We start from the raw sequence: 11,228 nt of genomic DNA, 5'->3' as shown, positions 1-11,228 counted from the left end.
TGGTCAATCGGCGGCGGCTTGCAGGTCGCCCGGCCGGTCGATGTCCAGCAGCACCCCCGCGTCTTCCACCGCCAGCCGCCGCAGCGGCAGCGTGGCGAGCAGCGCCCCGGCGCCGCGGTCGCCGCTGAGTCCGAGAAGCAGCGGCCGGCAGTGCGCCGCGAAGCCCACCGGGTTGCCGCGCCGCGCGCCAAAAAAAGGCGCCACCACCTCGGCGCCGGCCGCCAGCTCATCCGCCAGCGCCCGCAGCGTGTCGCGGCGGATGAAGGGCATGTCCGCCAGCCCGACCAGCACCGGCCCCGGCGGCAGCAGCGCCGCGGCCTGCGCCAGCGTCGCGCCCAGGCCCTCCGCGCTGCGATCGCAAAGCACCGGCGCGCCGCCCAGCGCCCGCACGCGCTGCGCCAGCGCGGCGTCGTCGCCGCGCAGCGCCACGAACACTTCCCCCAGCGCCTGCCGCCACAGCGCCACGCTGCGCTCCAGCAACGTGTCGCCTTCGGGCAGCGGGACGAAGCGCTTGTCGGCGCCGAAGCGCACGGAGAAGCCGCCGGCCAGCAGCAGCGGCCGCACCGTCACGGCGCTCAAGGCACCACCCGGCAGCCATCGGCGCCGCCCTCCAGCGCGGCCGCGGCGGCGCGGCGTTGGCGCGTCTCCTCGGCGCGGCAGCACTGGATCAGCTCCGCCGCGATCGCCACCGCGATCTCCGGCGGGGTGCGGCTGCCCAGGTCCAGCCCGATCGGCCCGCGCAGCCGCGCGATGGCTTCGGGCGCCAGCTCGAACAGCGCCAGCCGCTCGCGCCGCGCCTCGGTGCTGCGCAGCGAGCCCATCGCGCCGACGTAGAAGGCCGCGCCGGGCAGCGCCTCCAGCAGCGCCAGGTCGTCGAGCTTGGGGTCGTGCGACAGCGCCACGACGGCGGTGCTGGCGTCGGGTTTCAGGGCCGCCAGCGCGTCGTCGGGCATGTCGGCCATCAAGCGCGCGGGAATCTGCGCCGGCCAGCCGTCGAGGTACTCGCGGCGCGGGTCGATGACGACGACCTCGAAATCCAGCGTGCGCGCGATCGGCGCCAGGTAGCGCGACACCTCCGCCGCGCCGACGAGCACCAGCCGTCGCCGGGGCCCCAGGCGCTGCGTGAACCGGCCTTGAGCCTCGTCGAGCGCGCTCGCGTCGCCGGCGTGAGCGGCCCGCACGCCCGACGTGCCGTCGGGCAACAGGATCTCGCGCACGCAGCCCTGGCCGGCGTCGATGAAACGCAGCACCTGTTCAAAGTCGCTCAGCGGCGCCGGCTCGGCCCACAGCTCCAGCGTGCCGCCGCAGGGCAGCCGCAGCCGGGCGCGCTCCGCGTCGCTGCGGCCATAGACCAGGCGCCGCCCGGCGTCCAGCCCGGTGGCGTCGGCGCGCAGCAGCGCCAGTAGGTCGTCCTCGACGCAGCCTCCCGACACCGAGCCGGCCACGCGCCCGTCCTCGCACAGCAGCGCCATGGCGCCCACCGGGCGCGGTGCCGAGCCCCAGGTGCGCAGCACCGTGGCGCTCCAGCAGCGCCGGCCCTCGCCCGTCCAGGCCAGGGCGGCGCGCATGAGCTCCAGATCGACGGCTTCCATGCTTTGCAGCTCCCTTTGTCGTGATGAAGGCGGCCGGTTTCAGACCGCCAGCGTGTGCAGCTCGACCTCGACCCGGCTGCCCGACACCCGCAGCTCGCCCACCGACACCGGCAACCTGAAGCGCCGCGGCCCGGCGCTGCCGGGGTTGACCCACAGCACCCCGCCGCGCTCGGCGCAGCCGGGCTTGTGCGAGTGCCCGGCCACGACCACGCGCACGCCCGGCGGCAGCGGCGCGGGGACTTCCTTGACGTCGTGCACCACGCACACCCGCACCCCTTCCACGTCCAGCAGCGCGCTGTGGGGCAGGGCCAGGGCCCAGTCGGCACGGTCGTTGTTGCCGCGCACGACGGTCAGCGGCGCGATCGTCTCCAGCCGCCGCAGCAGTTCCTCCGGCCCGATGTCGCCGGCGTGGATGAGCGCGTCGCAGCCCTGCAGCGCGGCCAGCGCCTGCGGGCGCAGCAGGCCGTGGGTGTCGGAAATCAGGCCGATGCGGGTCATGCGGACCGGGGCGGGCGGTGGGCGCCAAGCGTGGAATGCGGTGATGGTAGGCCGCCGCTCCCTGGCAAGCCCCGGGCCGGCCCGGGCTGCAAGCATTTTCAATGGCGCCCGGAGCAGGGCTTTGGCGCCCGGGCGGGGTGCGCGGATGACGGTCCCGCACAATCCCCGGATGAATGAGTGCATCGAATTCCTGCCCCCCAACGACGGGGTGCCGCCGCAGCTCATGGTGCTGCTGCACGGCGTGGGCGGTGACGCCGCCTCGATGCTGCCCCTGGCGCAGGCACTGCGCGCGGAGTTCCCGCAGGCGGCGCTGCTGATTCCCGAGGGCTTCGACGCCTTCGACGGCGGGTCGGCCGGGCGGCAGTGGTTCTCGGTGAACAGCATCACCGAGGAGAACCGGCCGGCGCGCGTGGCCGCGGCGCGCGAGCGCTTCGTCAAGTGGCTGCATGCAACGCAGGCGCGGCTGCGCGCCGAGCCGGCCGTCACGGCGCTGGTGGGCTTCTCGCAGGGCGCGATCCTGGCGCTGGAAACCGCGCAGGCCGAGGACGGCCTGGCCGGGCGCGTGCTGGCCTTCAGCGGCCGCTACGCCGTGCTGCCCGACCATGCGCCGCGGCTCACCACGCTGCACCTGCTGCACGGCGGCGCCGACACGGTGATGCCCGCGCGCCACGCGCGCGAGGCGCTGGACCGGCTGGCGCTGCTGGGCGGCGACGCCACGCTCGACATCGCCGAGGGCGTCGGCCACGAGCTGCACCCGGCGCTCATCGCCGAGGCCATCCACCGGCTGCGCACCCACATCCCGCACCGCACCTGGCAGGCGGCACTGGGGGCGGTGCCGGCGCTGCAGCGTGGCGGCGAGCCGCACTGACGGCCGGTACGGCCTGTAACCAGCCCCGGGCTTGCCCCGGGGCCGCGGACGACCGCGCAAAATGCGCTGTTTCCCGCCGCTCCTGGCCCGCGCCCGCCGGGCCGGGTTGCCTCCCGAACCGCCCCGTCCGTTCCATTCGCCCCCATGCTCTTCCTGCTCTCTCCGTCCAAAGCCCTGGACTACGACACCCCCACGCCGGCCGAGGTGCTGCGCCAGGCCACGCTGCCCGCGTTCGTGGACGAGGCCGCGGTGCTGGTGGAGCTGCTCAAGCCGAAGACGCCGGCCGAGATCGCGGCGCTGATGGACCTGTCGGCCCCGCTGGCCGCGCTCAACGTGGCGCGCTTCGGCGCCTGGTCGCGCACCTTCGACGACGACAACAGCAAGCCGGCCATCCTGGCCTTCAATGGCGACGTCTACGACGGGCTGGAGGCCAGGACGCTCGCCGCCGACGACCTGGCCTGGGCGCAGCAGCACCTGTGCATCCTCTCGGGCCTGTACGGCGTGCTGCGCCCGCTGGACCGGCTGCAGCCCTACCGGCTGGAGATGGGCACGCGCCTGGCCAATCCGCGCGGGAAGGACCTGTACGCCTGGTGGGGCACGCGCATCGCCGACCACCTGCGCGCGCGCCTGGCGCAGGACCCGCAGCCGCTGCTGGTGAACCTGGCCTCGCAGGAATACTTCAAGGCCGTGGACCGCAAGGCGCTGCCGGGCACGCGCATCGTCGAATGCGTGTTCGAGGACTGGAAGGGCAGCGGCTGGAAGGTCGTGAGCTTCTGGGCCAAGCGCGCGCGCGGCCTGATGGCGCGCTGGGCGGTGCAGCAGCGCGCGGTGCGGGTCGAGGCGCTGCGCGAGTTCGACGCCGACGGCTACCGCTTCGACGCCACGGCCTCCACCGCCGACCGGCTGGTGTTCCGGCGCCGGCCGCAGTGAGCCGCCTACCTTTGAACGAGTCGATGGGGCGCTGACGCCGACGCATCCATCAGGACGGAAACCGACCAGCTTCCCGGGAGCCCGCCATGAGCCAGCAGATCACCCCCGAATTGCGCCAGTGGATCATCGACCAGGCCCGCGCCGGCCACCGCCCCGAGGCCGTGCTGGCGGCCATGCGCGCCAGCGGCTGGGACGAGGCCACGGCCATCGACGCCATGGAGAGCACCCTCAGCGGCTTCATGGACTCGCTGCAGAAGCCCGCGGTGCAGCCCGCGCCGCTGGCCAGGGTGGCCGTGCCCGAGCCGGCGCTGGGCCAGCACCCGAGTGTCGTGAAGGCGCTGGACCGCGAGGTGCAGGTGCTCATGACCATGGAGAACCCGCGCGTGGTGGTCTTCGGCGGGCTGCTGTCGGCGCAGGAATGCGACGAGCTGATCGAGCTGGCGCGCCCGCGCCTGGCGCGCTCGGAGACGGTGGACATCGCCACCGGCGGCAGCGAAGTGAACGCCGCGCGCACCAGCAGCGGCATGTTCTTCGGCCGCGGCGAGACGGCGCTGCACCAGCGCATCGAGGCGCGCATCGCCGCGCTGGTGAACTGGCCGGTGGAGAACGGCGAGGGGCTGCAGATCCTGCGCTACGGGCCCGGCGCCGAGTACCGGCCGCACCACGACTACTTCGACCCGAGCCAGCCCGGCACGCCGGCCATCCTGCAGCGCGGCGGCCAGCGCGTGGGCACGCTGGTGATGTACCTCAACACCCCGGCCCAGGGCGGCGGCACGACCTTCCCCGACGTCGGCCTGGAAGTCGCCCCCTTCAAGGGCAACGCCGTGTTCTTCAGCTACGCGCGCGCGCATCCCGACACCCGCACCCTGCACGGCGGCGCGCCGGTGATCGCGGGCGAGAAGTGGGTGGCGACGAAGTGGCTGCGGGAGCGGGTGTTCGTCTGAGGACGCCTTCGGCCGGGAGACCGGGCTTCAGAACCCCATTTCCCGCACCGCCACGCCCGCCACCACGGTCCAGGCCCGCTCCCAGGCGCTGCGCGCGGGTTGCGGCAGCACGGCGTGGCCGCGCCACTGCCGCGGCGACAGCCGCGGGTCGTCCAGCAGCTCCAGCTCCACGCGGTAGAGCGGCTGCGTCAGCAGCCAGTCGCGGCCCTGCGGCGTGGCCTCCACCGCGCCGCCATGGGCCTGCGCCAGCAGCGGCTCGGCCAGCACGGTGCTGGCGTGCGGCGCGACGCTGACCACGCGCGCGTCCAGGCCGCGCAGCGGCGCGGCGTCGGCGGCGACCCTTGCCGCGTCGCCCTCGCGCAGCGCGCGCGCCGTGCCCTCGCTGGCATAGGCCACCACGCGCCACTGGCCCGGCGCGGCCAGCTGCAGCAACGTCTGCTGCGGCCCCGCCACGCTGCCCGGGCGCGCCGCCTCGTCCACGGCCATGACCACGCCGTCGAAGGGCGCGCGCGGGCGCAGCCGCGCCATCTCCTCCTGCGCCGCGACGGCCTCCTGCCGCGCCGTGGCCAGCTGCTGCTGCAGCGACTGCCACTGCGCCTGCTGCGCCACGTCCACGCTGGCGCCGCCCACCTGCAGCTGCAGCTGGCGGATGCGCACCTGCGCCGCCTGCAGCCGCTGCTCCAGCGCCGCGGCCGAGGCCTCCAGCAGCGGCTCGCCGGCGGCCACGCGCTGGCCCGGCTGCACGTGCACCGCCTGCAGCACGCCGGCCGTGGGCAGCCGCAGCGCCAGGTGCTGCGCCGGCTGCAGCACCGCGCCGGCGCTCTCGCGCCCCGGCAGCGGCACGAAGCCCAGCAGCGCCAGCAGTCCCAGCACGCCCAGGCTGCGGCGCCAGCGCGCGGCACCGGCCCAGGCGGCGTGCCCGGCACGCCAGGCCTTGAGCTCACTGATCACGGGAAGCATCACGAAATATCCCAGTTCCACGGCGAAGAGCACGATGCCCACCGCCTTGATGGCGAAGTGGTAGACCAGCCAGGCGATGCCCAGGTACAGCACCAGCCGGTAGGCCCAGGTGGCGAAGGCGAAGGCGATCAGCGCCCGCCGCATCCCCGGGGACACGTCCTCGGGCACTGGCGCGTCCCAGCCCAGCAGCACGCGCCGCAGCCACCAGCGCGCCAGCTGAAAGCTGCGCTCGTGCAGGTTGGGCTGGTCGAGCAGGTCGCACAGCACGAAGTAGCCGTCGAAGCGCATGAACGGGCTGAGGTTGACGACCACCGTGCTGATCCAGGTCAGCGTCGCGAGCGTGAAGGCGGCGGTGCGCAGCGGGCCGTCGGGCAGCAGCGCCCAGGCCAGCGTGGCCCAGGCGGCGATGCTCAGCTCGGTGCGCACCCCCGCCAGCGCCACCCGCAGCCGCGCGCGCGCGTCGGCCAGGCGCCAGACCTCGGAGGTGTCGGTGTAGGCCACCGGCCACAGCACCATGAAGGCCACGCCCATGGTCGGCACGCGGCAGCCGTGGTGGCGCGCGGTGAAGGCATGGCCGAACTCGTGCGCCACCTTCACGCCCACCAGCGTCACGCCGTAGAGCGCGAGGCCGCGCCACGACAGCATGTCCACCGCCTGCGTGGCGAACGCCGCCCAGTCGCGCGCCACGGCCAGCAGTCCCAGAGCCAGCGCCAGCACCGTGGCCCGGGTGAAGGCCGTGCCGCCCAGCCGCCGCGCCCAGGGCAGCAGCCGCTGCAGGAGGGCGTCGGGGTTGCACAGCGGCACGCGGAAGAACAGGTAGTGGTGCAGCAGCCAGGTCAGCGCCGCGCGCAGCGGCGTCTGGTAGCAGGGCGTGCGCGGCGCGGCGGCCGGCTCGACCAGCTCGTTGCGGCGCGCGAATTCGAGCACCTGCCGCACGTGGCCGGGCTCCAGCGCCAGCGTGGTGTGGGTGTTGACCTGCTCGGCGATGAGCGCCGCGTCGGCCAGCCACCAGCGGCGCAGCACCTCGTAGGTGATCCAGTCGATGCGCGTGAAGCGGTGCCGCACCGGGTCGTGCAGCGTCCAGCTCGGGCTGCCGTCGGCCAGCGCCGGCGCGTGGTGCAGCTGCAGCTCCTGGCGCAGCGCGGGCCAGGGCGGTTCCTGGTCCGGCGTGGCGCCGCGCGGCGCCGGCGCCGCCACCTGCGCCGCCACGTCCGCCGTCACCACCCCGTGGCCTCGCGCAGCGCGGCCAGCGGGCGGCGCAGCACCCAGTACGCCAGCGGCACGCGCGCGCCATCCACGTGCACCGTGCCGCGCGCGCCCAGCCGCTCGGTCGCCGCGCCGTCGAGCTTGCCGCGCAGCCGGTAGGCCAGGCCGCCCTCGGGGCGCGGCGAGGCCTCGTAGGCGTAGAGGCGCAGCTGCGCCCGCACCGGGCTGGCCGGGCGGCTGCTGAGGAACAGGCTCACCGGGCTGCCTTCGGGCAGCTCCACCGCGTCGGCCACCGGCAGCCAGGCCTCGACCTCCTGGTCCTCGGGCTTGGCCAAGCGCAGCAGCGGCTCGCCGGCGGCCACCGTGCGGCCGGCGAAGCTGCCCGGGTCGTCCACCAGCACCACGCCGTCATGCGGGGCGCGCAGCTCGGTGCGGCGCACCTGCTCGCCCAGGTAGGCGACCTCGGTGCGCTTTTCCTCGACGCGGCCCTGCGTCACGGCCAGCTGCGCCTTGGCGCGCGCGTCGCCCAGCGCCTGCTGCGTGGTCTGGCGCCACTCGGCCTCGGCCGTGGCCAGCGCCTGGCGCGCCACCTGCAGCCGGCTCGCGGCGGCGGCGTCGTCGAGCTCGGCCAGCAGCTGCCCGGCCTGGACCACCTGGTTGGGCTCGACCAGCAGCCGCCGCGCCATGCCGTCCACGCTGGCGCGCAGCACGGTGGGCTCGCGCGGCACGATCTCGCCGGGCGCGCGCACCGTCAGTCGCACCGGCAGCGCCAGCAGCAGCGCCACGGCGGCCAGCGCCAGGGCGTTCCTGCCGCGCGGGCGCCACTGGCGCAGCCGCTGGCGCAGCAGGCCCAGGTCGATGGCGCGGCGCGGCGCCTGCGCGTCGGCCGCTGCCTCGGCCAGCTGCCACAGCTCGAACCAGTCGGCCAGCGCGTCGATCTCGGCCCGGCTCCAGGGCAGCTCGCGCGCGAGCAGCAGCACGCGGCCCTGCGCGCCCGGCAGCGACAGGGCATAGGGCGGCCACCACTCGTCCCAGGCGCCGGCCAGGGCGGCGGGAAGCTCGGCGGCCTCGAAGGCGCCGGGCGTGCGGGCGCGCTCGCGCGCCAGGCGCTGCAGCCACTGGCCGTAGGGGCCCAGCGCATCGACCTGGCTGGCGCCGGAATGGCCCAGCAGCGCGCCGTCCTGCCACAGCGCGGCGGCGTGGTAGGGCAGCTGCTCGCGCGTGCGGTTGAGCAGCGTGAAGCGGCGCGCCGCGGCGCCGTCGGCGGCGCGGGTCTCGGCCAGCAGTTGCAGGGCGGCCTGGGAATCGAGGCTCATTGGGGTGTCGCGTGGATGAGGCGCGCATGAAACCACGCAGGCCGCCCCTCGGGAAATGGCGCGGCGGCGCGTGCCTCGTGCCGCCGCGTCAAAGTTGGCGTCAGGCGCCGCGGCGTGCCGCCACGTCGCGCTGGGCCATGGCCTGGCCGTTGCGCTGCGACTGCCACAGGCCCTGGCGCTGGGTCAGGGCGTCGCCGCGCATGAGCTGCGCGTCCAGGCCGCCGCGCGCGCCGATGCCCGCGCGCAGCTTGGCGGCCGGCGCCTCCGTGCCGTTGGCGGCATCGACCTCGGCCGGGCCGTCCGTGCGCTCCGCCGCGGCCTCGGTGCCTGACTTGATGCGGAACATCGCGTTGGCCTCGCGGCCCTGCGAGTCGCGGCCCTGCACCTTGATGCGCAGGTCCAGCGCCTGGCCCGCGGGCGGCTCGCCCTTGAAGGTGCCGGCCTTGCCGTCGAACTGCAGCCACGACGGCAGCGGGCGGCCGTCGGCCAGCGTGGCCGTGAGCGTCACGGTCTCGTTGGCCTGGGTGTGCACGAAGGCGTCAGCGGGCACCTGCAGGTTGAGCTGCTTCGCCGCGGGCACGACCTGGTCCTCGATGCCGCGGAAGGTGCGCAGCGTGGGCTCGTTGGCCGGCGCGACCATGGCGCGGAAGCCGCTGGAGCGGGTGTAGATGTCACCCACGTCCGTCGATTCCACGACCACGGTGCGCGCCGTGCTGTCGATCACCACGGCGGCCCGGTCCAGGACCGGGTGCGCGACCAGCGTCGAGTCGAAGCGCTGCACCGGCGCGGGTGCGGGCGCGGGCGGCGGGGCGACCGGCTCCGGTGCGGGCGCGGGCGCCGGCGCCGGCGCGGGCACGGGCTTGGGCACGGGCGGCTTCTCCACCGGCGTGACGGTGATGGTGGCCGTTGCCGTGGCGGTGCCGCCGTTGCCGTCGGAGACGGTGTAGGTGAACGAGGTGGTGCCGGAGAAGCCAGCCGCGGGCGTGAAGCGCACCGCGCCGTTGACCAGCGTGACCGTGCCGGCGCCGGCGCCGGGCTGCGTCACGGCCACGACGCCGAGCGTCTCGCCGCTGTCAGGTCCGGTGCCGTCGTTGCCCAGCACGTCCACCACCGCGGTGCCGCTGTCCTCGGCCACCGTGAGGGTGTCCGGGCGCGCCACGGGCGCGTCGTTGACCGGCGTGACCGTGACGGTGGCGGTGGCCGTGGCGGTGCCGCCGTTGCCGTCGGAGACGGTGTAGGTGAACGAGGTGGTGCCGAAGAAGTCGGGCGCGGGCGTGAAGCGGACCACGCCGTTGACCAGCGTGACCGTGCCGCCATGGGCCGGCTGCGTGACGGCGGTGACGGTCAGCGTCTCGCCGGTGTCGGGGCCGGTGTCGTCGTTGCCCAGCACGTCCACCACGGTGGCGCCGCTGTCCTCGGCCACCGTGAGGGTGTCCGGGCGCGCCACGGGCGCGTCGTTGACCGGCGTGACCGTGACGGTGGCGGTGGCCGTGGCGGTGCCGCCGTTGCCGTCGGAGACGGTGTAGGTGAACGACGTGGTGCCGAAGAAGTCGGGCGCCGGCGTGAAGCGGACCACGCCGTTGACCAGCGTGACCGTGCCGCCATGGGCGGGCTGCGTGACGGCGGTGACGGTCAGCGTCTCGCCGGTGTCGGGGCCGGCGTCGTCGTTGCCCAGCACGTCCACCACGGTGGCGCCGCTGTCCTCGGCCACCGTGAGGGTGTCCGGGCGGGCCACGGGCGCGTCGTTGACCGGCGTGACCGTGACGGTGGCGGTGGCCGTGGCGGTGCCGCCATTGCCGTCGGAGACGGTGTAGGTGAACGAGGTGGTGCCGAAGAAGTCGGGCGCGGGCGTGAAGCGGACCACGCCGTTGACCAGCGTGACCGTGCCGCCGTGGGCGGGCTGCGACACGGCCGTGACGCTGAGCGTCTCACCCGTGTCAGGACCGGTCGTGTCATTGGCCAGGACGTTGAGCACCGTGGCGCCGCTGTCCTCGGCCACCGTGAAGGTGTCCGGGCGGGCCACGGGCGCGTCGTTGACCGGCGTGACCGTGACGGTGGCGATGGCCGTGGCGGTACCGCCGTTGCCGTCGGAGACGGTGTAGGTGAACGACGTGGTGCCGAAGAAGTCGGGCGCCGGCGTGAAACGGACCACGCCGTTGACCAGCGTGACCGTGCCGCCATGGGCCGGCTGCGTGACGGCGGTGACGGTCAGCGTCTCACCCGTGTCAGGACCGGTCGTGTCATTGGCCAGGACGTTGAGCACCGTGGCGCCGCTGTCCTCGGCCACCGTGAAGGTGTCCGGGTTGGCCAACGGGTTGTCGTTGACCGGGGTGACGTTGACGTTGACGGTGGCCGTGGCGGTGCCGCCGTTGCCGTCGGAGACGGTGTAGGTGAACGAGGTGGTGCCGAAGAAGTCGGGCGCGGGCGTGAAGCGGACCACGCCGTTGACCAGCGTGACCGTGCCGCCATGGGCCGGCTGCGTGACGGCGGTGACGGTCAGCGTCTCGCCGCTGTCGGGGCCGGCGTCGTCGTTGCCCAGCACGTCCACCACGGTGGCGCCGCTGTCCTCGGCCACCGTGAGGGTGTCCGGGCGGGCCACGGGCGCGTCGTTGACCGGCGTGACCGTGACGGTGGCGGTGGCCGTGGCGGTGCCGCCATTGCCGTCGGAGACGGTGTAGGTGAACGAGGTGGTGCCGAAGAAGTCGGGCGCGGGCGTGAAGGCGACCACGCCGTTGACCAGCGTGACCGTGCCGCCATGGGCCGGCTGCGTGACGGCGGTGACGCTGAGCGTCTCCCCCGTGTCAGGACCGGTCGTGTCATTGGCCAGGACGTTGAGCACCGTGGCGCCGCTGTCCTCGGCCACCGTGAAGGTGTCCGGGTTGGCCAACGGGTTGTCGTTGACCGGGGTGACCGT

9 protein-coding genes are annotated in these 11,228 nt (G+C 74.8%); 3 read left to right on the top strand and 6 right to left on the bottom strand.

Going from position 1 to position 11,228, the window contains the following annotated elements:
• Positions 1–3: 3 nt before the first annotated feature.
• From FJ694_RS21645 to FJ694_RS21635, 3 genes are read right to left on the bottom strand one after another with little or no spacing between them, the layout of a single operon-like run.
• Positions 4–570, bottom strand: coding sequence for a nucleotidyltransferase family protein (locus tag FJ694_RS21645; protein WP_232540166.1), 567 nt, complete (start codon positions 568–570; stop codon positions 4–6).
• Between the two features lie 5 nt (positions 571–575).
• Positions 576–1,592, bottom strand: coding sequence for an XdhC family protein (locus tag FJ694_RS21640; RefSeq protein ID WP_157269398.1), 1,017 nt, complete (start codon positions 1,590–1,592; stop codon positions 576–578).
• Between the two features lie 39 nt (positions 1,593–1,631).
• A complete protein-coding gene (locus FJ694_RS21635; RefSeq protein WP_157269397.1) occupies positions 1,632–2,090 on the bottom strand; it encodes a metallophosphoesterase family protein in 459 nt (152 codons plus the stop codon).
• A gap of 169 nt (positions 2,091–2,259) precedes the next feature.
• Between FJ694_RS21635 and ypfH the strand changes: the two genes are divergently transcribed.
• The 3 genes from ypfH to FJ694_RS21620 all read left to right on the top strand — a co-directional run bounded on the left by ypfH (position 2,260) and on the right by FJ694_RS21620 (position 4,832).
• Complete coding sequence (gene ypfH / locus FJ694_RS21630; RefSeq protein WP_157269396.1) at positions 2,260–2,958, top strand: esterase; 699 nt, start codon at positions 2,260–2,262, stop codon at positions 2,956–2,958.
• Positions 2,959–3,102: 144 nt separating this feature from the next.
• On the top strand, positions 3,103–3,888 hold the full coding sequence (yaaA, locus tag FJ694_RS21625; RefSeq protein WP_157269395.1) for a peroxide stress protein YaaA: 786 nt from the start codon (positions 3,103–3,105) through the stop codon (positions 3,886–3,888).
• Positions 3,889–3,974: 86 nt separating this feature from the next.
• Positions 3,975–4,832, top strand: a complete 858-nt coding sequence (locus tag FJ694_RS21620; RefSeq protein ID WP_157269394.1) for a 2OG-Fe(II) oxygenase — start codon at positions 3,975–3,977, stop codon at positions 4,830–4,832.
• A 27-nt stretch (positions 4,833–4,859) separates the two neighbouring features.
• Here the strand turns inward: FJ694_RS21620 and FJ694_RS21615 are convergent, their stop codons facing one another.
• The 3 genes from FJ694_RS21615 to FJ694_RS21605 all read right to left on the bottom strand — a co-directional run.
• Positions 4,860–7,013: an HlyD family efflux transporter periplasmic adaptor subunit gene (locus FJ694_RS21615; protein WP_157269393.1), complete on the bottom strand. Its 2,154-nt coding sequence runs from the start codon at positions 7,011–7,013 to the stop codon at positions 4,860–4,862.
• The gene (locus FJ694_RS21610) at positions 7,010–8,314 is read right to left on the bottom strand and encodes an efflux RND transporter periplasmic adaptor subunit (protein ID WP_157269392.1); all 1,305 of its coding nucleotides are present in this window, start codon (positions 8,312–8,314) and stop codon (positions 7,010–7,012) included. Before FJ694_RS21610 ends, FJ694_RS21615 begins: the two co-directional genes overlap by 4 nt.
• Positions 8,315–8,414: 100 nt before the next feature.
• The coding region (locus FJ694_RS21605; protein ID WP_157269391.1) for an Ig-like domain-containing protein at positions 8,415–11,228 on the bottom strand (2,814 nt) is incomplete at its 5' end.

The sequence above is a fragment of the Azohydromonas aeria genome (genome assembly GCF_009760915.1).
GTDB classification, from domain to species: domain Bacteria; phylum Pseudomonadota; class Gammaproteobacteria; order Burkholderiales; family Burkholderiaceae_C; genus Azohydromonas; species Azohydromonas aeria.
The sequence above is the reverse complement of the archived record's forward strand: the minus strand, read 5'-3'. Positions and strand labels throughout refer to the sequence as shown.